The 24,117-nt window shown below is 66.8% G+C and carries 17 protein-coding genes; 13 read left to right on the forward strand and 4 right to left on the reverse strand.

The genetic code is table 11. The annotated features are described in order from the left end of the window. Nucleotides 1–2: 2 nt before the first annotated feature. Complete coding sequence (locus QPK32_RS10245; RefSeq protein WP_290412697.1) at nucleotides 3–359, reverse strand: FKBP-type peptidyl-prolyl cis-trans isomerase; 357 nt, start codon at nucleotides 357–359, stop codon at nucleotides 3–5. A gap of 185 nt (nucleotides 360–544) precedes the next feature. Here QPK32_RS10245 and QPK32_RS10250 point away from each other — a divergent pair, with 185 nt between their 5' ends. The 4 genes from QPK32_RS10250 to QPK32_RS10265 are packed head-to-tail and all read left to right on the forward strand — an operon-like array spanning nucleotide 545 to nucleotide 4,193. Then, the gene (locus QPK32_RS10250; protein ID WP_290412698.1) at nucleotides 545–1,516 is read left to right on the forward strand and encodes a cytochrome D1 domain-containing protein; all 972 of its coding nucleotides are present in this window, start codon (nucleotides 545–547) and stop codon (nucleotides 1,514–1,516) included. Then, a complete protein-coding gene (locus tag QPK32_RS10255; protein WP_290412699.1) occupies nucleotides 1,516–2,313 on the forward strand; it encodes a polysaccharide deacetylase family protein in 798 nt (265 codons plus the stop codon). Before QPK32_RS10250 ends, QPK32_RS10255 begins: the two co-directional genes overlap by 1 nt. Before the next feature lie 21 nt (nucleotides 2,314–2,334). Further along, a complete protein-coding gene (locus QPK32_RS10260) occupies nucleotides 2,335–3,372 on the forward strand; it encodes a sterol desaturase family protein (RefSeq protein ID WP_290412700.1) in 1,038 nt (345 codons plus the stop codon). Continuing rightward, complete coding sequence (locus tag QPK32_RS10265; protein ID WP_308632503.1) at nucleotides 3,369–4,193, forward strand: EI24 domain-containing protein; 825 nt, start codon at nucleotides 3,369–3,371, stop codon at nucleotides 4,191–4,193. Before QPK32_RS10260 ends, QPK32_RS10265 begins: the two co-directional genes overlap by 4 nt. A gap of 14 nt (nucleotides 4,194–4,207) precedes the next feature. Here QPK32_RS10265 and QPK32_RS10270 read toward each other — a convergent pair whose 3' ends face one another. Then, entirely contained in the window at nucleotides 4,208–5,455 is a 1,248-nt protein-coding gene (locus QPK32_RS10270; RefSeq protein ID WP_290412701.1) for a hypothetical protein, read from the reverse strand. 187 nt (nucleotides 5,456–5,642) lie between these two features. Here QPK32_RS10270 and QPK32_RS10275 point away from each other — a divergent pair, with 187 nt between their 5' ends. The 3 genes from QPK32_RS10275 to QPK32_RS10285 all read left to right on the forward strand — a co-directional run bounded on the left by QPK32_RS10275 (nucleotide 5,643) and on the right by QPK32_RS10285 (nucleotide 11,789). Beyond that, on the forward strand, nucleotides 5,643–6,461 hold the full coding sequence (locus QPK32_RS10275) for a molybdopterin-binding protein (RefSeq protein ID WP_290412702.1): 819 nt from the start codon (nucleotides 5,643–5,645) through the stop codon (nucleotides 6,459–6,461). A 236-nt stretch (nucleotides 6,462–6,697) separates the two neighbouring features. Beyond that, the gene (locus QPK32_RS10280) at nucleotides 6,698–10,393 is read left to right on the forward strand and encodes a transglycosylase domain-containing protein (RefSeq protein ID WP_290412703.1); all 3,696 of its coding nucleotides are present in this window, start codon (nucleotides 6,698–6,700) and stop codon (nucleotides 10,391–10,393) included. Nucleotides 10,394–10,400: 7 nt separating this feature from the next. Then, complete coding sequence (locus QPK32_RS10285; RefSeq protein ID WP_290412704.1) at nucleotides 10,401–11,789, forward strand: TAXI family TRAP transporter solute-binding subunit; 1,389 nt, start codon at nucleotides 10,401–10,403, stop codon at nucleotides 11,787–11,789. Nucleotides 11,790–11,825: 36 nt separating this feature from the next. On the opposite strand, the gene QPK32_RS10290 is transcribed toward QPK32_RS10285, so the two are convergent. After that, nucleotides 11,826–12,284 carry a rhodanese-like domain-containing protein gene (locus tag QPK32_RS10290; protein WP_290412705.1) on the reverse strand — a complete coding sequence of 153 codons (459 nt, stop codon included), beginning with the start codon at nucleotides 12,282–12,284 and terminating at the stop codon, nucleotides 11,826–11,828. A 323-nt stretch (nucleotides 12,285–12,607) separates the two neighbouring features. Between QPK32_RS10290 and glnA the strand changes: the two genes are divergently transcribed. The 6 genes from glnA to QPK32_RS10320 all read left to right on the forward strand — a co-directional run bounded on the left by glnA (nucleotide 12,608) and on the right by QPK32_RS10320 (nucleotide 21,638). Beyond that, entirely contained in the window at nucleotides 12,608–14,023 is a 1,416-nt protein-coding gene (gene glnA / locus QPK32_RS10295) for a type I glutamate--ammonia ligase (protein ID WP_290412706.1), read from the forward strand. 171 nt (nucleotides 14,024–14,194) lie between these two features. Continuing rightward, nucleotides 14,195–14,725, forward strand: coding sequence for a DUF4124 domain-containing protein (locus QPK32_RS10300; protein ID WP_290412707.1), 531 nt, complete (start codon nucleotides 14,195–14,197; stop codon nucleotides 14,723–14,725). A 35-nt stretch (nucleotides 14,726–14,760) separates the two neighbouring features. Next, on the forward strand, nucleotides 14,761–15,837 hold the full coding sequence (glnL, locus tag QPK32_RS10305; protein WP_290412708.1) for a nitrogen regulation protein NR(II): 1,077 nt from the start codon (nucleotides 14,761–14,763) through the stop codon (nucleotides 15,835–15,837). A gap of 61 nt (nucleotides 15,838–15,898) precedes the next feature. Continuing rightward, on the forward strand, nucleotides 15,899–17,437 hold the full coding sequence (ntrC, locus tag QPK32_RS10310) for a nitrogen regulation protein NR(I) (RefSeq protein WP_290412709.1): 1,539 nt from the start codon (nucleotides 15,899–15,901) through the stop codon (nucleotides 17,435–17,437). A gap of 213 nt (nucleotides 17,438–17,650) precedes the next feature. After that, nucleotides 17,651–18,616: a magnesium/cobalt transporter CorA gene (gene corA, locus QPK32_RS10315; RefSeq protein ID WP_290412710.1), complete on the forward strand. Its 966-nt coding sequence runs from the start codon at nucleotides 17,651–17,653 to the stop codon at nucleotides 18,614–18,616. A gap of 244 nt (nucleotides 18,617–18,860) precedes the next feature. Next, entirely contained in the window at nucleotides 18,861–21,638 is a 2,778-nt protein-coding gene (locus tag QPK32_RS10320; RefSeq protein WP_290412711.1) for a TonB-dependent receptor, read from the forward strand. A gap of 64 nt (nucleotides 21,639–21,702) precedes the next feature. On the opposite strand, the gene QPK32_RS10325 is transcribed toward QPK32_RS10320, so the two are convergent. Next, nucleotides 21,703–23,322, reverse strand: coding sequence for an NAD(P)/FAD-dependent oxidoreductase (locus QPK32_RS10325; protein ID WP_290412712.1), 1,620 nt, complete (start codon nucleotides 23,320–23,322; stop codon nucleotides 21,703–21,705). Nucleotides 23,323–24,117: the final 795 nt, after the last annotated feature.

Here is a 24,117-nt window from a genome sequence, read left to right on the forward strand (position 1 = left end):
GCTCAGACGTCCAGCAGCTCGACGTCGAAGATCAGGGTCGCGTTCGGCGGGATCACGCCGCCGGCGCCGCGGGCGCCATAGCCCAGGCTGGCGGGGATGACCAGGCGGCGCGCGCCGCCGACCTTCATGCCCTGCACGCCTTCGTCCCAGCCGCGGATCACGTGGCCGGCGCCCAGCGGGAACTGGAACGGGTCGTTGCGGTCTTTGCTCGAATCGAACTTGGCGCCGGCGCTGCCGTCGTCGTTCTGCAGCCAGCCCGTATAGTGCACGGTGACATAGCTGCCGGCCTTGGCTTCGGCGCCGTCGCCGACGACGGTGTCTTCGTACTGCAGGCCGGAATTCGTGGTGATGGTGGACATGGGACTTCCCTTCTTGTTCAAAGTGAAGGCCGATTGTAGTGCATGACCTGTCAAAGCGCTATTGACGCCTTGGCTACTCTGTTGCGGCGGCGCGCCGAAACGTGCTTATTCCTGCTGCTTGCACAGCGAAGGGGCCAAGTTTCCTCGTAGAATAAGGTTTTTCTTCCTTCCGGATTCCTCCTGCCATGCTGCGCCGCTTCAGTAAGCTCATCTTCTCCGGTCTCTGCCTCGCTTCCGCCGTCCAGGCCGCCCACGCGAACGTGGTCGTGGTGCTGAATTCGCGCGATGCCACCGTCCAGCTGATCGACCAGGCCACCGGCGCCGACGCCGGCACGCTCCCGGTCGGCAAGGAGCCGCACCACCTGATGGCCACGCCGGACAACAAGTCCGTGATCGTCGCCAGCTCGATGGGCAACGAGCTGATCTTCCTGGACTCGAAGACGGGCAAGGTGCAGCGCCGCCTGACGGACGTGCTCGACCCCTACCAGATCGGCTTCTCGCCGGACCAGAAATGGTTCGTCTCGGCCTCGCTGCGCCTGGACCGCGTCGACGTCTACAAGTACGACGGCAGCAACCTCCTGCTCAGCAAGCGCCTGCCGCTGGCGCGCATGCCGAGCCACATCGCCTTCGACGCGGGCAGCACGATGGCCTTCGTGACCCAGCAGGGCAGCGACCAGGTCAGCGGCATCGACCTGAAGACCCAGACCGTCAAGTGGACGATCCCGGTCGGCAAGCTCCCGGCCGGCATCTCCATGACCCCGGACGACAAGTACCTCCTCGTCGGCATCATGGGCAGCGACTATGTCGAGGTGATCGACTGGCGCACCCAGAAGACCGTCAAGCGCATCAAGACGGGCAACGGCGCCCACAACTTCCGCGCGCTGGGCGACCGCCGCCACATCTTCGTGTCGAACCGCGTGCAGAACTCGATCAACATCATCGACCAGACCACGCTGCAGAACGTCGGCATGATTCCCGTGCCGGGCGGTCCGGACTGCATGGAGCTGTCGGCCGACGGCAAGACCCTGTGGGTGACGCAGCGCTGGATCAAGAAGGTGGCCGTGATCGACGTCGCCAGCCGCAAGGTGATCAAGCAGATCCCGGTCGGCCGTTCGCCGCACGGCGTGTTCTTCGCCAACGCGGCGCCGCGGATGTGATGCATCCGCGGCCCGCCCGGGCCGCGGCGGCGCTGCTGCTGGCGGCCTCGATCCTCCCTGCCCTGCAGCCGGCCCATGCGGCCGAGGCCTGCAGGGGCACGATCTACCTTACCTTCGACACGGGCAGCCAGTCGCAGGCCGCGCTGATCGCCGATACCCTCAAGCGCCACCACATCCAGGCCACCTTCTTCCTCGCCAACGAAAAGACGGTGCGCGGCGACTGGTCGCTCGATGCGTCCTGGGCCGACTACTGGAAGGCGCGCGTGGCCGAGGGCCATGCGTTCGGCACCCATACCTTCGACCACGTGTACTGGCGCGGCGACGGCAAGGACGGCAGCATCCGCGTGCGCCCGCAGTTCGGCGCGCAGGCCGGCAAGACCATGACCTGGAGCGCCGCGCAGTACTGCGACGAGCTGCGCCGCGTCGACACGCGCTTCGCCGAACTGACGGGACACCACATCGATCCGCTGTTCCGCGCGCCCGGCGGCCATACCTCGCCCAACGTGCTGGCCGCCGCCAACAGCTGCGGCTACCGCCACGCCGGCTGGGCGCCGGCCGGCTTCTCGGGCGACGAGACCTCGAGCGACGCCTACCCGAACGCGGTGCTGCTGAAACGGGTGCTGTCCGGCCTGAAGGACGGCGACATCTTCATGGCCCACATGGGCATCTGGTCGCGCAAGGATCCCTGGATGCCGGCCAACCTGGAACCCCTGATCGCCGGCCTCGAGCAGAAAGGCTTCTGTTTCGCTACACTGCGCGAGCATCCGGCCTACCGCGCGGCGGCGGGCCGTCACTGATTCTTTATTTTTCGACAGCACATGATCCAGCACTTTCTCGATTGGTTCGCCTTCCTCCAGGGATGGTTGTTCGAATCCGTGGTCGAGCCTTTCCTGTTTTACACCGGCATGGGGGAGTACACCGAGGACGCCTTCGAGGGCGTCGAATGGTTCCTCGCCGGCCTCGTCGAGGTGGCGGCCCTGTACCTGGTGCTGCGCCCGCTGGAGGCGGCGCTGCCGGCCCAGCCGATGACGGACAGGCGCGCGCGCTGGAACGACTTCGTCTACACGCTGATCCACCGCCTCGGCTTCTTCACGATGGCGGTATTCTTCACGCTGGGTCCGATCATGGACCACGTGGCGGGCATGCTGCGCATGGAGGGCGTGCGGCCGTTCAACCTGGAGTCGCTGGTGGCCGACATGCCGCCGCTCTGGAGCTTCTTGCTGTACCTGGTGGTGCTCGACTTCTTCGACTACTGGTTCCACCGCGGCCAGCACAAGTTCCGCTGGTGGTGGGCGCTGCACAGCCTGCACCACAGCCAGCAGGACATGAACCTGTGGAGCGACGACCGGAATCACTTGCTGGATGACTTGCTGCGCGACGTCTTCCTGGCCTGCATCGCGCTGGCGATCGGCGTGGCGCCGAGCCAGTACGTGCTGCTGGTCTCCGTCTCGCGCGTGCTGCAAAGCCTGCAGCATGCCAACGTGCGCATCCACTTCGGCCGCCTGGGCGAGCGCCTGCTGGTGTCGCCGCGCTTCCACCGCACCCACCACGCCGTCGGCATCGGCCACGAGTCGAAGGGCCGCGACATCGGCGGCTGCAATTTCGGCGTGCTGCTGCCCGTCTGGGACATCCTGTTCCGCACGGCGAACTTCGACGAACGCTTCCACCGCACCGGCGTGCGCGACCAGTTCGAGCGCGTGAGCGCCGACGGCGGCGTGCGCGCCGGCCGCGACTACGGCCGCGGCTTCTGGCGCCAGCAGTGGCTGGGCCTCGCGCGCATGGTCGAGTTTTCGCGCCGGCCGGCGGCCAAGGCGCATGACAGCGTGCCCGGTGGCGCATCGGGCGCCGCCCAATGATGCGCCCGATCGCGGTGGCCTACGGGCGCGCGCTGCGCTCGCAGTTTTCCCGGCGCATGCTGTTGCTGTCGGTGGTGCCCCTGCTGCTGTCGCTGGCCCTGTGGGGCGGCCTGCTGTACGCCAGCATGCAGCCGCTGCTGGACTGGCTGCACGGCGTCTTCCTCGACTACGGCTGGTTCCAGACCAGCGGCAGCATCCTCAGGACGCTGGGCCTCGGTTTCCTGAACAACGTGGTCGTGCCGCTGGTCGCCATGCTGGCGCTGCTGCCGCTGATGATCATCACCTCGCTGCTGTTCATCGGCGTGGGGGCGATGCCGGCGATCGCGCGCCACGTCAGCCGCGTGCAATTCCCCCAGCTGGAGCGCAAGGAGGGCGGCAGCTTCCTGGGCAGCCTGGGCGTGAACGTGTCGGGGATCGTCGTGTTCGCGCTGCTGTGGATCGTCACGGTGCCGCTGTACGCGCTGGCGCCGCTGGCGCTGGTGGTGCAGGCCGTGCTGTGGGGCTGGCTGACGGCGCGCGTGATGAGCTACGACGCGCTGTCGATCCACGCCAGCCTGGACGAGCGCCGCGCCATCGTGCGCGCGCACCGGCGCCAGCTGCTGGCGATCGGCACCGTCTCGGGCCTGCTGGGCGCCTTGCCGGGCATCGTCTGGATCGGCGGCGCGCTGCTGTCGGTGGTGCTGTTCCCCGTGCTGGCGGTGCTGTCGATCTGGCTGTACCTGGTGATCTTCATCTTCACCGGGCTGTGGTTCCAGTATTTCTGCCTGCAGGCCCTGGCGGACCTGCGCGCAGGCGCCACCCTCGACAAGGCGGCGCCCTGATCACGGCGCCGTGATTACGGCGCGCTGCCCAGCGTCACGAGGACCAGGCGTCCCTGCGCGTTCTCGTGCTCGTTGACGGTCGCGATCACGCGGCCTTGCGGGTCTTCCGACAGCGACGTCACCATCGCGGCCGACGTCGAGTCGAGGTCGCGGGCATGGCCCGGCAGGATCGACGAGATGTCGGTCCACTTGCCGCCGCCGTCGCTCGACCAGGCCAGGTAGGGCTTGCCGCTGGCCTTGTCGAAGCCGGCCGCGACGATCGTGTCGGGCTTGCCGGACAGCGCCAGGACGTGGCGGATGTAGGGATAGCGCTTGCCGCCGCTGAGCGGTTCCTCGATCACGAACTTGAACGAACGGCCGCCGTCCTCGCTGCGCAGCAGGCCGCCTTCGACGCCGGCGAACACGCGCTGCGCGCCGGTCGCCTGGATGAACTGGACATTGCGGTTTTCCAGGTCGGGCAGGCTGACCGGCAAGGCTTCCTTCGAGGCCAGGCTCACGCCGTCGCCGCCCAGCTGGTAGGCGCGCAGGAAGGCCATGTCGAGCGGGCATTCGCCGCCCACCAGCAGGCGGTCGCCGACCACCTCGAAGGCCGGATGGGTGCAGATGTCCTGGTCGAAGCGGCCCGCCAGCACTTTCCAGGAAGCGCCGCCGTCGTTCGACGCCAGCACGTTCTGGCCGCCGCCGGCATTCGTGTACAGGCGGTTGCCGACCAGCTTGAGTTCATCCATCGACAGCATCGAGCAGGATTCGCCGCTGCACACCTTCAGGCCGCCGTCGCGCGGTACGAAGCCCTTGTAGCCGGCCGTCGTCGCGAGAGAGCACAGCGTGTGCTCGGGGCGCGCGTCGGCGCCCTTGTCGGCCCAGGCCTGGAACAGCCACAGCTCGCCGCCCAGGGCGCGCAGGCCGGGCGCGCGGGTGGGGAAGCCGCCGTCCTCGCGCTCCAGGCCGCAGTCGCCCAGCGGCGTGTCGCTCCAGGCGGAGCCGGCCTGCAGCGGCAGCGCGGCCGAGAACACGCCGGTGGCGGTGGTGGCGGAGTTGGACGTCGACAGGTAGGCGACGTCGCCGCTGAATGCGACGCTTTCCATGCCGCTGGACGTCGTCGCCAGTACCGTCGCGCTGGCCGGCTGCACGGCGGGGGGCGCGGGCGTGGCCGGTGCGGTGGCGACCGGCGGCGGAGCGGCCGGATCGTCCGAGCCGCCGCAACCGGCCAGCAACATGGCGGCCGCGGCGACCGCGATCCAGCCTGCTTTTGCTTGCATCATGAATGTTTTCTCCCTTTTCTTTTGTGTGCCGCGGATGGGCCGCCGATTCTAGGAGGGGGCGGTGTCGCGGTCTGCTGGGGCTTTGTCGCGAACTTGTCGGAATATGTAGCAATACGTGTGGCGGTGCGGCGACAGCGGACGGTTCGTGGCACACTGCGGGACTGGACTGCAGCGGAAAGGAAAACCCATGGAACAAACGGCATTCGGCCTCGTCATCGTCGGCGACGAGATCCTGTCCGGCAAACGTGCGGACAAGCACCTGCCCAAGGTGATCGAACTGTTGAACGAACGCGGCCTGCGCCTGTCCTGGGCCGAGATCGTCGGCGACGAGCCGGCGCGCATCACGGCGCTCCTCGCGCGCACCATGGCGAGCGGCGACGTCGTGTTTTCGTGCGGCGGCATCGGCGCCACGCCGGACGACCACACGCGCCAGTGCGCCGCGCGCGCGCTCGGGGTGCCGCTGGTGCTGCATCCGGAAGGACGCCGCCTGATCCAGGAACGCATCCGCGAAACGGCGCGCGAGGCCGGCATCGAAGCGGACCTGGACGCGCCCGACAACCTGCAGCGCCTCAAGATGGCCGAGTTCCCGCAGGGCGCCAGCCTGATCCCGAACCCGTACAACAAGATCCCCGGCTTTACCGTCGGACGCCACCATTTCGTGCCGGGCTTTCCCGTGATGGCCGCGCCGATGATCGCCTGGGTGCTCGACACGCTGTACGCCGACCGCTTCCACCGCGAGGCCCACGTCGAGAAGGCGGTGCTCGTGTACGAACAGGCGGAGTCGGTGCTCACGCCCTTGATGGAACGGATCGAGGCTTCCCACCCCGGCGTGCGCGTCTTCAGCCTGCCCAGCGTAGGCGATGCGACGACGCGGCGCCATATCGAGCTGGGGGTGAAGGGCGACCCTGCATGCGTCGAGCCGGCGTATGCCGAGTTGCGCGCGGGACTGGACGCGCTGGGGGCCGAGGTGGCACCGTTGCGGGACGTGGACGGTGCGGCAAACTGAGCCGTTGTTTTTTTGCGAAAATAGACGGGCAAGCTCAAAAAAATTCACATGTGGACCCGCGATGACACATTGATGTGGTGGAATGATGTCTCCAAGCAGGACAATGAGAAGGACGATCCAGAGTGAGGTCGCTTCCGCATTGTGAACTTTTGCAGACCTGATCACTCGAACCGGTAGCGGGATGGCGAGCAGGTTTAAGGCAATCGCAGTAATTGATTCAAACCGGTCGAGCCATCATGGAAAGTAATCGCCGTCTCCGACGGCCCCGCCTCATCGCCCGCCTCGTGCGCCGTATCCGCCACCTGGTCGTCCCCGGCCACCATACCGAACCGGCGCTGGCCGGCGTGCCGATGGCCGCCGTGCAGGACGTCCCGGCGCGCTCGCGTCCGCGTCTCGAACCCGGCTTCGGCTCGGTGCTCGAACCGGCCGCCGATGCCGTCTCCACCGAACCCGGCGAGGAACCGCCGGCGCCGCCGCGGCGCCGCTGGCGCAAAATCAAGCGCGCCTTCCTGGTGCTGCTCCTGCTGCTGGTCGCGGCCGCGTCCGGCTTTGCCGTCTACGAAAGCCGCACCTCGGCGATGCAGGCGAAGTTCTTCGCCGGCCTGGCCAAGAAGATCAACTACCGCGTGGCGCAGGGACCGAGCGACGCGATCCGCTTCCCGCAATCGAGCCCTTACGACGACCGGCTCGGTTACTCGAACCTGCCGAATTACCTGGCCAAGCTGAAGACGCGCGACTACGTCATCGCGTCGCAGGCGCGCATGTCGCCGAAGATGGTCGAGCTGGCCGACATGGGCCTGTACCCGACCTACCACGAGAAGACCCGCGCCGGCCTCGACATCCTCGACGACGGCGGCCATCCGCTGTTCTCGGCGCGCTTCCCGGAGCGCCTGTACGACAAGTTCGACGGCGTGCCCACGCTTCTGGTCGACAGCCTGCTGTTCATCGAGAACCGCGAGTTGCTCGACACCACTTATCCGAAGCGTAACCCGGCCGTCGAATGGGACCGCTTCTCGAAGGCGGTGTTCGACAAGACCCTGCATTCCGTCGGCCTGGGCAGCGGCTCGCGCGTGGCCGGCGGCAGCACGCTCGCCACCCAGATCGAGAAGTACCGCCACTCGCCGGAAGGCCGCACGGCGTCGACCACGGACAAGCTGCGCCAGATGGCGTCGGCCATGCTGCGCTCCTACCAGGACGGCGAGAACACGATGAAGGCGCGGCGCCGCATCGTGCTCGAATACCTGAACACCGTGCCGCTGTCGGCCAAGCCGGGCTACGGCGAAGTGAACGGCGTCGGCGACGGCATGTGGGTCTGGTACGGGCGCGAGTTCGCCGACGTCAACCGTATCCTGTCCGGCAAGACCGTCACGCCGGAAATGGCCCTGGTGTACAAGGAAGCGCTGTCGCTGACCATCGCCCAGCGCCGCCCCGCCTATTACCTGGGCGCCGGCGAGAAGGACCTGGAGATCCTGACCAACAGCCACCTGCGCGTGCTGGCCCAGGCCGGCGTCATCTCGCCCGCGCTGCGCGACGCCGCACTGCAGGTCCAGCTGCATCCGTCCCAGGCCTCGGGCGTGGCGCCGCCGGCGGCCAATGCCTTCGTCACCCGCAAGGCCGCGAATGCCGTGCGCAACCACCTGGCCAACCTGCTGGGCGATTCGCGCCTGTACAACCTGGACCGCCTCGACCTGTCCGTCGTCACGACGCTCAACGGCGATGCCCAGCAGGCCGTCACGGCGGCGCTGCGCAAGCTGTCGGACAACGAAGCGGCCGCCGCCGCCGGCCTGACCGGCAAGGGCATGCTCGGCAACGGCGACCCGTCCAAGGTCGTGTACAGCTTCACGCTGATGGAGCGCGGCGACAAGGTCAACTACCTGCGCGTCCAGACCGACAACTACGACCAGCCGCTCGACATCAACGAGGGCGCCAAGCTGGACCTGGGCTCGACGGCCAAGCTGCGCACGCTCGTGACCTACCTCGACATCGTCGACCAGCTGCATGCGCGCTACGAGCCGATGCCGAAAGCCGAGCTGGCGAAAGTCACGCCCGATCCGAAGGACCGCCTGAGCCAGTGGGCCGTCGAGTACTTCACGACGCTGCCGTCCGGCGCCGACCGCGGCCTGAAGCCGATGCTGGCCGCCGCGATGGAGCGCAAGTACTCGGGCAACCCCGGCGAAGCCTTCTTCACCGGCGGCGGCCTGCACACCTTCGGCAACTTCAGCAAGCTCGACGACTCGCGCATCCTGACCTTGCAGCAGGCGCTGCAGAATTCGACGAACCTCGTGTTCGTGCGCCTGATGCGCGACGTCGTGCGCTACTACATGTTCCAGCTGCCGGGCTCCTCGGCCCAGCTGCTGGCCGACGCCGACGATCCGCGCCGCGCCGAGTACCTGTCGCGCTTCGCCGACCGCGAAGGCAAGGATTTCCTCGCGCGCTTCTGGAACAAGTACCGCGGCAAGACGCCGCAAGAGGTGGAAAGCCTGCTGATGCAGGGCGTGCGTCCGAAGGCCGGCAAGCTGGCCGCTGCCTATCGCACGATCCACCCGGAAGCCTCGCTGGCCCAGTTCAGCAGCTTCCTGCACGCCAGCCTGCCGTCCGAGAACGAGATCGAGGAAGACAAGGTCGAGAAGATGTACGCGCTGTACGATCCGGCCAGCATGTCGCTCGCCGACCGCGGCTACGTCGCCTCGATCCACCCGCTCGAGCTGTGGCTGGTCGGCTACCTGCGCACCCATCCGAAGGCCGGCTGGACCGAGGTCACGAACGCGTCGGTGAAGGAGCGCCAGGAAGTGTACGCCTGGCTGTTCAAGACCCACCGCAAGCATGCCCAGGACAAGCGCATCGCCGGCCTGCTCGAGGTGGAAGCGTTCCTGAAGATCCACGCCCAGTGGAAGAAGATGGGCTATCCGTTCGACTCGCTGGTGCCGTCCTACGCGACCACGCTGGGCGCCTCGGCCGACCGCCCGATCGCGCTGGCCGAGCTGATGGGCATCATCATCAACGGCGGCGTGCGCAAGACCACGCAGCGCGTCGAGTCGCTGCACTTCGCCAAGGACACGCCGTACGAGACCCTGGTCAAGCGCGGCGACAGCCAGAAGAACGAGCAGGTGCTGAACCCGGACGTGGCGCGCGCCGTCGCCGACGCCATCCACGGCGTGGCCCAGGAAGGCACCGCCAAGCGCGTCAAGAGCGCCTTCGTCAAGGAAGACGGCAGCGTGATCGCGATGGGCGGCAAGACCGGTACCGGCGACCAGCGTTTCGACGTCTACGGCGCGGGCGGCCGCCTGATCGAGTCGCGCTACGTGAACCGCTCGGCGACCTTCGTGTTCAACATCGGCGAGCGCTTCTTCGGCAGCATGACCGCCTACGTCCACGGCCCGCAGTCGGCCAACTACGACTTCACCAGCGCCTTGCCGGTGCAGCTGCTGGTGACGCTGGCCCCCAGCCTCATGCCGATGATCGAGAAGACCGATACCGTGCTGGTGCCGGGCGTGCACGTGGAGCGTCCGGGCGTCCCGGCGGCGTCCGGCCCGGCCGATGCGGTGGCGACCGATACCGAGCACACGGGCGGCGACGCGGCCGAGGTCGACGAGGATGTGGAACCGGCCGCGGCAACCGCCCCGGCCGCGCCAGCCGCGCCAGCCGCGCCGGGGACCCTGCCCAAGCCGGCGCCGAAGGCTGCCGAACCGGCCGCCCAGGCAGCGGCACCCAAGCCCGCGGCGCCGAAGCCCGCGGCACCCAAGCCGGCCGCCAAGCCCGCCGAAGCGGACCATCCTAAGGCCGCCGCGCCGGAGGCCGTCAAGCCCAAGCCCGCGGCCGCCGACCGTGCGCCGGCCCGCGTGCCGCCGGCGCCGCGCAAGCCGGCGCCGGATGCCGACACGCCGCCGAAGCCGCGCCCCAAGCCGCCGGCCGTGGAGGAAGTCCTGCAGTGACCGTCGCATGAACCGCCGGGTCCTGCGCAAGTTCAGCCTCGTCTCGCTGCGCGACCTGCTGGCCGCGTCGGCGCCCACCATCGTGCTGGTGCTGGCCGCCTGCGTGGCGGCCTACATCGTGGTCGACCCGGCGCCGCCGCGGCGCGTGCTGCTCTCGACGGGCCAGGAAAACAGCGCCTACGAGGAGTTCGGCAAGAAGTACGCGGCGATCCTGCGGCGCGACGACATCCAGGTGACGCTGGAGCGCTCCCTCGGTTCCGAGCAGAACCTGCAGCGCCTCGTCGACGGCCAGGCCGACGTCGCGTTCGTGCAGAGCGGCTCCGCCAGCGAAGACGATGCGCAGCAGCGCGGCCTGGTCTCGCTGGGCAGCCTGTTCACCGAACCCGTGTGGCTGTTCCTGCGTGACGGGGCAGGGAAGGACGGGGCAGGGAAGGACGGGGCGGGGAAGGGCAAGCAGGGCGAAAAAAGCGGCGGCGTGCAGCGCCTCACGGACCTGAAGGGCTTGCGCATCAACCTGGGGCCGGAAGGCACGGGCGTGCCCAAGCTGTTCCGCCAGGTGCTGGCCGTGAACGGCCTGGAGGCGAAGGACTTGCGGGTCTCGAGCCTGGAAAACACGCCGGCCACGATGGAACTGCTGGCCGGACGCATCGACGGCCTCGTGTTCAGCTCCGCGCCCGAGGCCCCGCTGATCCAGATGCTGCTGCAGACGCCGGGCATCCGCCTGTTCGACTTCCGCCAGGCCGAAGCCTACACGCGGCGGCTGCCGTTCCTCACGCACGTCGTGCTGCCGCGCGGGATCGTCGACCTCGGCCGCGACATCCCGTCGCAGGACTTCCACCTGATCGCGCCGACGGCCACGCTGGTCGCGCGCGAGGACCTGCATCCGGCCCTGGTCGATCTGTTCGTCAAGGCGGCGATCGACACCCACGGCGGCGCCGGCTGGTTCCAGCAGCAGGGCCAGTTCCCGTCGCCGCGCTACACGGAGATCCCGGTGGCGAAGGAAGCGGCCAAGTACTACAAGGACGGTCCGCCGTTCCTGCAGCGCTACCTGTCGTTCTGGCTCGCCAACCTGTTCGACCGGCTGTGGGTCGTGGTGGTGGCGCTGGCCGCCTTGATCATCCCGCTGTCGAAGATCGTGCCGCCGCTGTACGTGTGGCGGATCCGCTCGCGCGTGTACCGCTGGTACGGCCAGCTGCGCGCGGTGGAGGGAGAACTGGAACAGGTGCCGGCCGACGCGCCGGCCGCGCAGCGCGAGCAGGTGCGCGGCAACCTGCTGCGCCGCCTGGACGAGATCGAGGAGCGGGTGAACCACATCTCGATCCCGCTGGCCTATGCGGACGCACTGTACGGCCTGCGCAGCCACATCAACTTCGTGCGCCAGCGCGTGCAGGCATGAAGCCCGTCGTTCCCGGCATTGCCGGAAACGATGGGGTCAAGCCCCTACCCAGGGCAGCCCCGCCTTGCACCAGCCGCCCACCGTCTTGCGGTGTCCCTCGGCGTCGCGGTCGCCCTCGAAACCTTCGAGGATGTCGAAGGCGTTTTGATAGCCCAGTTCCGTGGCCACGCGCGCCGCATGGCGCGAGCGCACGCCCGAGCGGCACAGGAACAGCACCACGTCGTCCTTGCCGGCGCTGGCCTGCAATTGCTCGGCGAAGTCGGGGTTCGGCGCACCACCGGGGTACAGGCTCCACTGCACCGCGCCGTGGCGTTCGGCCGGGATCGCGGGGCGGCCGATCCAGTCGCGCTCCGCATTCGTGCGCACGTCGATGAGTTTCACGTGCGGGTCGTCCTGCACCAGCGCGTAGGCTTCGGCCGGCGTGACGGCGCCCGCATACGGCTGGCCCGGCGCGCGCTGCCTGGCGTCGGCGAGAATGTCTTCGGTCTTGCTCATGGTTTCCTCCCAAATAGCGGTTGGTGCAGGCGGATGCACCATGGCGGTCCCGCAATGGCAGGGCTCGCACATTTGGTGCATGCCGCTTCAAGTTGGTGCATACTGCCTCGCTCGCACCACGCCGGTGCATCAGCGGTGGAGTGCATCAATTCCGTGCACCCATGCAGGGTCATTGATTTTAATGGGCAAATTCTATGTCCACCAACGATTGATTAATGATTTGCTCATGGACAAATGCTGGCATAATTTCTGCTTAGTAGCATATGCGTTTGTCGCACGCCCCGTTGGCGTCGCCGACACCCCTTTTTCTTTAGGAGATACGAATGGCAAGGACCGCCGCAGATGTAATGCAGATGCTGAAGGACAACGAAGTCAAATTCGTTGATTTGCGTTTCGCCGATACCCGCGGTAAGGAACAGCACGTCACCGTTCCTATCTCGCATTTCGACGAAGACAAATTCGAATCCGGCCACGCTTTCGACGGCTCGTCGATCGCCGGCTGGAAAGGCATCGAAGCATCGGACATGCTGCTGATCCCGGACCCGAACACCGCCAATATCGACCCGTTCATGGAAGAGACCACGGTATTCATGCAGTGCGACGTGATCGAACCGTCGGACGGCAAGGGCTATGACCGCGACCCGCGCTCGATCGCCAAGCGCGCCGAAGCCTACCTGAAGTCGTCGGGCATCGGCGACACCGCCTTCTTCGGCCCGGAGCCGGAATTCTTCATCTTCGACTCCGTCAAGTGGAAGGTCGAGATGGCCGGTTCGATGGTCAAGATCGATTCGGAAGAAGCGTCCTGGTCGACCGACAAGGACTTCGAAGGCGGCAACAGCGGCCACCGTCCGACCGTCAAGGGCGGCTACTTCCCGGTCCCGCCGGTCGACAGCTTCCAGGACATGCGCTCGGAAATGTGCCTGATCCTCGAATCGCTGGGCATCCCGGTCGAAGTGCACCACCACGAAGTGGCCGGCGCCGGCCAGAACGAAATCGGCACCAAGTTCTCGACCCTGGTCGAGCGCGCCGACTGGACCCAGAACCTGAAATACGTCGTCTGGAACGTCGCCCACAGCTACGGCAAGACCGCGACCTTCATGCCGAAGCCGATGGCCGGCGACAACGGCTCGGGCATGCACGTGCACCAGTCGATCTGGAAGGACGGCAAGAACCTGTTCGCGGGCGACGGCTATGCCGGCCTGTCGGAAACGGCCCTGTACTACATCGGCGGCATCATCAAGCACGCCAAGGCCCTGAACGCGATCACCAACCCGGGCACCAACTCGTACAAGCGCCTGGTGCCGGGCTTCGAAGCCCCGGTCAAGCTGGCCTACTCGGCCCGCAACCGTTCGGCCTCGATCCGCATCCCGCACGTGGCGAACCCGAAAGGCCGCCGCATCGAGACCCGTTTCCCGGACCCGCTGGCCAACGTCTACCTGTGCTTCGCCGCGCTGCTGATGGCCGGCCTGGACGGCATCCAGAACAAGATCCACCCGGGTGAAGCCGCGACCAAGGACCTGTACCACCTGCCGCCGGAAGAAGACAAGCTGATCCCGACCGTGTGCGCCTCGCTGGAAGAAGCGCTGGAAGCCCTGGACAAGGACCGCGAGTTCCTGACCCGCGGCGGCGTGTTCAGCGACAGCATGATCGACGCCTACCTGGAACTGAAGATGGCGGAAGTCCAGCGCATGCGCATGACCCCGCACCCGGCCGAATTCGACATGTACTACTCGTCGTAATCGGCAGGCATGCTGCGATGCCGGACTGTGATCGGGATGGCATCGGAGTGTATCCAGCTGGTAACATGAACGCGGGGAAGCCGGCTGGCCTCCTCGCGTTTTTTTATGCCGGTGCGGTATAGTCGTCGGGTTCCCAACCAGGCGCGATCGCGCCGCACCGACCCGATGCGAATGACAAGCAAGCGCTTCATGCTGCGCCCGGCCACCTTGCTGGTTGCCGTGCTGGCGATCCATTCCGGCGCCCATGCCGACGCCGTCTACAAATGCGTCGACAAGGAGGGAAGGGTGGAGTTCACCGACGTCAACAAGCCCGGCTGCAAGGCCCTGGACCTGCCCGGCTACATCCCGGCCCCGAGCACGCGCCCGGCCGTGCCGGCGCCCGCGGCCAGCGGCGGCAACCCGATGCGCCAGGGAGCGGGACGTCCGGCCGCGAGCAGCCCCGCCAACTTCCCGCGCGTGGACAGCTATGCGCAGCGCCAGCGCGACGACGACCGCCGCGACATCCTCAACGAGGAGTTGCGCGCCGAAGAGAAGAAGCTGGCGGAGCTGAAGGCCGTCTTCAACAACGGCGGGCCGGAGCGCCAGGGCAACGAGAAGAACTACGCCAAGTACCAGGAGCGCGTGGCGCAGATGCGCGACGATATCGGCCGTTCGGAAAAGAACATCGAAGCGCTCAAGCGCGAGATCGCCAACATCCGCTGACGGCGGACAGACAACAAGAGGAAACACGGCCTGCGATGAACGATTCCCTCCCTTCCCAAGAACGTTTTGCAGGCCTCGACCTGCTGGCCTCCGCCGTGCTGGTGGTGGATGCCGAAGGCCTGGTGCGCTATGCCAACCCGGCCGCCGAGCACCTGCTCGAGATTTCCGTGAAGTCGCTGTCGCGCCAGCGCCTGGCCGGCCTGTTCACCAACGGCGACGCCCTGTGGGACCTGTGCCGCCAAGCCATCGCCCACAAGTATGCCGACCTGCGCCAGGAATTGTCGCTGCAGCGCGCGGGCCGGGAGCCGCTGCTGGTGCACAGCATCGTCAGCGCCGCCGGCGAGGCCGAAGTGGTGGTCGAGTTGCGCGAGAACGTGCAGCAGCTGAAGCTGGACCGCGAGGAGCGCATCCTCGACCAGAGCCAGGCCAACAAGGAGCTGATCCGCAACCTGGCGCACGAGATCAAGAACCCGCTGGGCGGGATCCGCGGCGCCGCCCAGCTGCTCGAGCTGGAACTGCCGGACGCCCACCTGAACGCGCTGCGCGAATACACGCAGGTGATCATCAAGGAAGCCGACCGCCTGCAGACCCTGGTCGACCGCCTGCTGGCGCCGCACCGCCGTCCGCACATCGTCGGCGACGTCAATATCCACGAAGTCTGCGAGCGCGTGCGCAGCCTGGTGCTGGCCGAATTCCCGGCGGGCCTGGCGATCCGGCGCGACTACGACGCCTCGATTCCCGAGTTCCGCGGCGACAAGGAGCAACTGATCCAGACGGTGCTGAACATCGTCCACAACGCCACCCAGGCGCTGCGCGAGCGCATCGCGGCGGGCGATGCCGAGATCGTGCTGCGGACCCGGGTGGCGCGCCAGGTGACCCTGGCCAAGGTGCGTTACGGGCTGGCATTAGACTTGCATATCATCGATAACGGACCGGGCATTGCCCCCGACATCCGCGACCGCATCTTCTACCCGCTCGTCTCCGGGCGCGAAGGCGGCAGCGGACTCGGGCTGACGCTGGCGCAGACCTTCGTGCAGCAGCACATGGGACTGATCGAATGCGAAAGCCGGCCTGGATTGACCGATTTCCGTATCCTGATCCCCCTGCCATGAGCAGCGAGTGAGAGGGCGGAACGGGAAGTCCCCCTTGAACTAGCGCGGGAAGCAGAACTACATGAAACCAATCTGGATTGTCGACGACGATGCATCGATCCGCTGGGTGCTGGAAAAAGCCCTGGCGCGCGAAAACCTCGCCACCCGGAGCTTTGCCAGCGGGCGCGAGGCACTGGCCGCCTTCGAGCACGAGACGCCGCAGGTGCTGGTGTCGGACATCCGCATGCCCGGCGAATCCGGCCTGGACCTGCTGGCCGCCGTCAAGGAAACCCATCCGGGCCTGCCGGTCATCGTCATCACGGCCTTCTCCGACCTCGATTCCGCCGTCGCCTCGTTCCAGGGCGGCGCCTTCGAATACCTGGCCAAGCCCTTCGACATCGACAAGGCCGTCGCCCTGATCCGGCGCGCCCTCGACGAAAGCCTGCGCGAAGCCAGCGTCGAGATCGCGCCGACCGAGACCCCGGAAATCCTGGGACAGGCGCCGGCCATGCAGGAAGTGTTCCGCGCCATCGGCCGCCTGTCGCAGTCGAACGTCACCGTGCTGATCACGGGCGAGTCCGGCACCGGCAAGGAACTGGTCGCGCGCGCCCTGCACAAGCACAGCCCGCGCGCCCAGCAGCCGTTCATCGCGCTGAACACGGCGGCGATCCCGAAGGACCTGCTGGAATCCGAACTGTTCGGCCACGAGCGCGGCGCCTTCACCGGCGCCCAGGCGATGCGGCGCGGCCGCTTCGAGCAGGCCGAGAACGGCACGCTGTTCCTGGACGAGATCGGCGACATGCCGTTCGACCTGCAGACGCGCCTGCTGCGCGTGCTGTCCGACGGCCACTTCTACCGCGTGGGCGGCCACCAGCCCGTGAAGGCCAACGTGCGCGTGATCGCGGCGACCCACCAGAACCTGGAACAGCGCGTGCGCGACGGCCTGTTCCGCGAAGACTTGTACCACCGCCTGAACGTCATCCGCCTGCGCCTGCCCAGCCTGCGCGAGCGGCGCGAGGATATCCCCATTCTGGTGCGCCACTTTTTGGTGCAGAGCGCACGCCAGCTGGGCGTCGAGACCAAGCGCATGAGCGAAGAGGCGCTGCGCTTCCTCTCCGGCCTCGAATTGCCGGGCAACGTGCGCCAGCTCGAGAACCTGTGCAACTGGATCACCGTGATGGCGCCGGGCCAGACCGTCGAGGTCAAGGACCTGCCGCGCGACCTGACCCAGGCCCAGGCGGGCACCGGCGCCAACAGCCTGTCTTCCGCGCTCCCCATGCCGGGCGCGGTGGCGATGCCGGCCCCGTCCGCCGGCCCGCTGCATGCGGGCGCCGACGGCATGCTGGTCGGCAGCCTGCCCGGCATGATGCCGGCGCTGGCGGCGGGCGGCGCCGACGGCTGGATCGGCCTGCTGGAACTGCAGGCGGCGCGCATGCTGTCCGACGGCCAGGTCGAGGTGATGGACGTGCTGGGCCGCCAGTTCGAATCGGCGCTGATCCGCACGGCCCTGAAGCACACGCACGGCCGCAAGAACGACGCGGCGATCCGCCTGGGCATCGGGCGCAATACCATCACGCGCAAGATCGCCGAGCTGGGCATCGACGGGGCCAAGGACGAATAACGCCGGCGGCGTCATTCGTCCGGTAGGGTGGGCGGGTTCCCCGCCCACGCGGTGATACGCGGCGGTTCCGATGTCGTGCGCGATCACGAAGCCGTCAACGATCACCGCGTGGACGGCCCACGCGTCGTCGGCGTGCGTGCATTCGGGTGTAGCCGTCCACCCTACATGGTGTAAGCTCCGCTATCCGAGCAACAACACCATCGAAGAACCCGCATGCTGATCAACTGCGTCGCCTACCAGGAAGGCAGGAAGCTGGACGACATCCCCGTCGAGAACATCAGCGACTACCTGGACCGACCCGGCTGCTTCGTCTGGGTGGCGCTGCGCGACGCCACCGACGCCGAGATGGCGCAGATGAAGGAAGAATTCTGCCTGCACGAGCTGGCCGTCGAAGACGCCGCGCGCGGCCACCAGCGTCCCAAGATCGAGGAATACGGCGACTGCCTGTTCACCGTCGTGCACACGGTCGACCTCGAAGGCGACGAACTGGTCACGGGAGAACTGGCGATCTTCGCCGGATCCAACTACGTGCTGTCGGTGCGGCGCGACGTGGGCCGCGGCTTCCTGGGCGTGCGCGCCCGCGCCGAGCGCGAACCGCACCTGCTGTCCATGGGCGCGTCCTTCGTCATGTACGCGCTGATGGACGCCGTGGTCGACCGCTACTTCCCCATCGTCGACATGCTGGAATCCGAACTCGAGACCATCGAGGACCGCATCTTCATGGACGGCGCCCAGCGCGAGAACGTCGAGCGCCTGTACCAATTGAAGCGCAAGGGCCTGGTGCTGCGCCACGCCGTGTTCCCGCTGCTGGAAGCGCTCGGGCGCCTGCAGGGCGGGCGCGTGCCGGTGCTGGTGTCCGGCACCCAGGATTACTTCCGCGACGTGCACGACCACCTGATCCGCATCGCCGGGCGCCTCGATGCGATCCGCGACACCATCGGCACCGCGATCCAGGTGAACCTGTCGATGGTGTCGATCGACGAGAGCGAGGTGAACAAGAAACTTGCCGCCTGGGCCGCGATCTTCGCCGTGTTCACCGCCTTCGCCGGCATCTGGGGGATGAACTTCAAGTTCATGCCGGAGCTGGAATGGAAGTGGGGCTATCCGTTCGCGCTCGGCTGCATGGTCGGCGTCGCGCTGTACATGTACCGGCGCTTCCGCAAGGCCGGCTGGCTGTAGGAAGCTGTCCCAGCAGCAGCGCATCGAATCCGGATGAAAATACCGTTTGTTCGGCATTCCGTGCAGGAGCGCCGAACATCGCACGAGCGTGCATTACATGTTCGTAATGTATGTTGTTTGTATCCAATTTTGCCCGTTTTTAATATTGACCGAGGCGCAAGCCGCCGCCGATGATTTGAGACGCTCCGGGAGACAAAGCATCTCCTCGAGCCACTGTCCATCCACTCATTTCATTGGAAATTAGATGCTCAAGGAAACTGTAATCTCGCGTTCGGTACGCGTGGTCTTCGCAGGCGGCGTCGCGGCGGGCGCAGGCCTGTTCGCCCAGGCCGCGCTGGCGCAGGACACCGCTTCGCAGCCCCTCGCGCAGGCGCCCATCGCCCGCGTCGAAGTGACCGGTTCGTCGATCAAGCGCGCCGACGTCGAAGGCGCACTGCCGGTCCAGACCGTGACCCACGACGACATCAAGCGCAGCGGCGCCACCAACACCGCCGAGCTGCTCACCACGCTGACGTCGAACTCGATGGTCGGCGCGACCAACCAGGCCGAAGGCGCGGGCCTGTCGACCTACGGCGAATCGACCGCCAGCCTGCGCGGCCTGGGCGCGAGCAAGACCCTGGTGCTGGTCAACGGCCGCCGCCTCGGCAACTACGCGACCGACGGCACCGCCGTCGACGTCAACTCGATCCCGCTCGCGTCGATCGACCACGTGGAAGTGCTGAAGGACGGCGCCTCGGGCGTCTACGGTTCCGATGCGATCGGCGGCGTGATCAACTTCATCACGCGCCAGAACGTGCAGGGCGTGGAACTGAACGGCTACACCAGCGCCAGCCGCTACGGCGGCGGCCAGACCCACAAGGCCAGCATCCTGGCCGGCTGGGGCGACTTCGACGCCGACCGCTACAACATCACGCTGTCGGCCGACGTCAGCAAGGACGAACCGATCTTTGGCCGCCAGCGCGACTACGCGAACACCGCCTGGAACAACAACGGCCTGCGCGACCAGAGCGCGACGCCGAGCGGCGTGTTCACCACCTTCGATCCGACCACGACGCCGAACGCCGGCGGCGTGGTCCCGCGCTCGCTGGCCTCGCTGGGCTCGACCATCGGCCATCCGCAGACGGGCGCCGGCTGCGCCGCCAGCGGCAGCGAATACGATGCCAACACGGGCAGCTGCCGCTTCAACAGCTCGCCCTACGTGAACCTGGTCCCTGAAGTCAAGCGCGCCAACGTGGGCGGCAGCTTCCGCTTCAAGCTGAACGACAGTGCCGAAGTCTTCGCCGAAGGCTTCTACTCGCGCAACGTGACGACGCAGCAGGCCCAGCCTTCGCCGTACAGCAACAACTTCCTGGCGACCGACCCGGCGTTCGCGACCAAGAACCTGTATCCGTCGATCGTCGTCGCGCCGAGCAGCCCCTACTACCCGAGCGCGCTGATCGCGCAGAACGCGCCGTCCGAACTGGGCAAGCCGGTGTCGGTGAGCTACCGCGCCTTCGACGGCGGCGACCGCGTCGCGCGCGACACCGCCGAGCAGTCGCACCTGGTGCTGGGCATGCGCGGCAACGTCAAGGGCTACGACTACGACGTCGCCTACACCCACAACTCGAGCGACGTCACCGAGCGCGCGCTGTCCGGCTACCAGAACCAGACGGCGCTGGTCAGCCTGCTGAGCAACAACAACGCCTTCAACCCGCTGGCGCAGTACCAGTCGCCGGACCTGGCCGCCCGGATCCGCGCCACCAACTACGTCGGCTCCGTGATGAACGCCGTGCTGCGCAACGACGCGCTGAACGCGCGCATTTCCGGCGACCTGGTTCAGCTGCCGGCCGGCATGATGAGCTTTGCCGTCGGCGCCTCGATCGCCGACGAGAACCTGTCGGTCAACCCGAGCGAGGCCTACCAGAGCGGCGACGTGTCCGGCTACGGCGGCGCCGTGAAGCCGCTGTCGGCCTCGCGCAATTCGTCGGCCGTGTTCGCCGAAACGATCATCCCGATCGTCAAGCACCTGGAAGCCGACGTCGCCGTGCGCCACGACCGCTATTCGAACGCGGACGCGACCAATCCGAAGGTCAGCCTGCGCTGGCAGCCGGTCTCGCAAGTGCTGCTGCGCGGCTCCTACGGCAAGGGCTTCCGCGAGCCGTCGCTGCCGGAGCTGTACAACCAGCAGACGCTGGGCACCAGCGCCACCTTCACCGACCCGGTCACGCACCAGTCGGGCCAGTTCAACACGGTCCTGGGCGGCAACCGCGACCTGAAGCCGGAGAAATCCGAGCAGGCCTCGCTGGGCTTCGTGGTCGACCCGGTCAAGGGCCTGTCGATCGCCGTCGACTGGTGGAAGATCAACGTGAACAACCTGGTGACCGCGCTGGCGCCGTCGCTGGTCGTGGATGAAGCGGCGGCCGGCAACCCGGCCTACACGGGCCTCGTGACCCGCGATGCGCTGGGCAACATCACCTCGATCGTCGGCACCAACATCAACGCGGGCAGCGTCAAGACCGAGGGCGTGGACCTCGACCTGCGCTGGGCGATCCTGAAGAGCCCGACCTACGGCGCCTTCAACCTGCGCCTGAACGGCACCTACACGTCGAAGTACGACCTGACCCTGCCGGACGGCACGGTGCAGCCGAGCGTGGCCGCGACCATCGACGGCGCGGGCAACGTGCTCAACGCCACCGCGACCGGCATCATCTCCCGCTGGAAGGACCAGCTGACGCTGGACTGGAAGTACCAGCAGTGGGGCGCCTCCCTGATCAACAACTTCCAGAGCGGCTACTGGGATGCCTATCGTGCCGACGCCGTCGATCCGATCGCCCAGCACGTGGGCGCGTTCTCGACCTGGGACCTGCAGGGCAGCTACGGCGGCTTCCGCAACCTGACCCTGACGGCGGGCGTGAAGAACCTGTTCAACCGCAAGCCGCCCGAGGTCATCACCGCCGGCTCCTACTTCCAGACCGGCTACGATCCGTCCTACTTCGATCCGCACGGCCAGACGCTGTACGTGGGCGCGAACTACAAGTTCTGAGCGTCCCAAGCAAAAACGCCACCCCTCGGGGTGGCGTTTTCTTTTGCGCGCGGCGGGAAGGGCGTCAGCCGACCATCGACAGCGCGACGGCCTCGGCGACGCGGATGCCGTCCACCGCCGCCGACATGATGCCGCCCGCGTAGCCGGCGCCTTCGCCGGCCGGGTACAGGCCGTGCGTGTTCAGGCTTTCCAGGCTGTCGTCGTGGCGCTTGATGCGGATCGGCGAGGAGGTGCGGGTCTCGACGCCGGTGAGCACGGCGTCGTGCTTGTAGTAGCCCTTGATCTGCTTGTCGAAGGCGACGAAGGCTTCGCGCAACGCGACGATGGCATAGTCGGGCAGGGAAGGGGCCAGGTCGGTCAGGTGCACGGCCGGCTTGAACGAGGGGATCACGGAACCGAATTCGGTCGATGCCACGCCCTTGACGAAGTCGCCCATCAGCTGGCCCGGCGCATCGTAGGTGCTGCCGCCCAGGACGAAGGCGCGCGATTCCAGCTCGCGCTGCAGGTCGATGCCGGCCAGCGGGTGCTTGCTGGGGAAGTCGGCCGGGGTGATGCCGACCACGATCGCGCTGTTGGCATTGCGCTCGGCGCGCGAGTACTGGCTCATGCCGTTGGTGACGACGCGGCCTTCCTCGGACGACGCCGCGACCACGGTGCCGCCCGGGCACATGCAGAAGCTGTAGACGCTGCGGCCGTTCGAGGCATGGTGCACGATCTTGTAGTCGGCCGCGCCGAGGATCTTGTTGCCGGCGTTCGGGCCGAAGCGGCAGGTGTCGATGAGCGACTGCGGATGCTCGACGCGAAAGCCGATCGAGAACGGCTTGGCCTCGACGTACACGCCGCGGTCGTACAGCATCTGGAAGGTGTCGCGCGCGCTGTGGCCGACCGCCATCACCAGGTGGCGGGTCGGAATCGTCTCGCCGGAAGCCAGCTTGACGCCGACCACCTGGCGCTTGCTGCCGTCTTCCTCGACCAGCACGTCCTCCACGCGCGATTCGAAGCGGATCTCGCCGCCCAGCGACACGATCTCGGCGCGCATCTGCTCGACCATCTTGACCAGCCTGAACGTACCGATGTGCGGCTTGCTGACGTACAGGATTTCCTCCGGCGCGCCGGACTTCACGAATTCGGACAGCACCTTGCGGCCGTAGTGCTTCGGGTCCTTGATCTGGCTGTACAGCTTGCCGTCCGAGAAGGTGCCGGCGCCGCCTTCGCCGAACTGCACGTTCGACTCGGTGTTCAGCTTGCGCTTGCGCCAGAAACCGAAGGTGTCGACGGTCCGCTCGCGCACCGTCTTGCCGCGTTCCAGCACCAGGGGATGGAAGCCCATCTGCGCCAGGATCAGTGCCACGAACAGTCCGCACGGCCCCATGCCGACGATCACGGGACGGTGCGCGCCGGCAGCCGGCTTGGCCGTGGTGACGAATTTGTAGCCGGTGTCCGGGGCGGGGCCGACGTGCGGGTCGGCCGCGAGGCGCGCCAGCACGGCCGCTTCGTCGCGCACCTGCACGTCGAGTGCATAGATGAGGACGATGGCGCTGCGCTTGCGGGCGTCGTAGCTGCGCTTGAAGACCGTGAAGTCGACCAGGTCGGCGGCGGGAATGCCCAGGCGCTTGAGGATGGCCTCGCGCAGGGCGGGTTCGGGATGGTCGAGGGGAAGCTTGAGTTCGTTGATTCGGAGCATGGCGAAAGTGGATGCGCGCTGGTTTTGCGCGAGCGCCGGACGGCGCGGGTCGATCGGGACAAACGGCAAGTATAAGGCATCGGCGTGACTGCCGATAGGAAGCGCAGGGGCACGATGCGACCGGCGCGCCACAGTCCTGACAAATGTGAAACTTTCTGTTGCTCCGAGTAAAGAGAACAAACGTTCTCGCTTGCTTCCCCGCTCTTGTCTTCAAGACGTGCGTTGCAAAATTCATCATGGTGCATCGCACATTCCTACAGAAAACACTTTTTGCGCCATTGCGCATCAAAAAGCGTATATCAATATGCGTCCATCAAATTTCCTTCGGATTTTCGTCCACTTTGGTGCTGCAATGCACCACAAGCACACATTCCTCGTTCTTTTTGGCGCATGTGTTGTTTATACGTATCCAACGAACTATGTTTTATTGACACCTTAAGTTTCGCTATGGTTTTATGGATAAATCAGTAACGTTTGATTTACATCCAATGTTAATTGAGAGCGTTTGTCCTATTGGGTAAATACGCATACAGGAAGTTGCAGGAAACGCGGTATCCAGCAGTAAACAGGCTCACCGGCCACGCATTTTCCGCCGCAGGGAAGCCTATCCGGCGGACGCTGTGGAGCCGGTGGCGAATGCAGTCGAAGAAACCACTTTGAGAGAAATCCAGAAGGAGAAGTTTTCATGACGTTCAAATTGAAGTCGTTGCCGTTTGCAGTCTCGTGCGTCGTCGCGAGCGGTGCCCTGGTGGCAGCCGCAGCACCTGCAATGGCACAGACCACCGAAAGCGGCGG

The organism is Massilia sp. YIM B02763 (assembly GCF_030412015.1).
GTDB lineage: Bacteria > Pseudomonadota > Gammaproteobacteria > Burkholderiales > Burkholderiaceae_D > Telluria.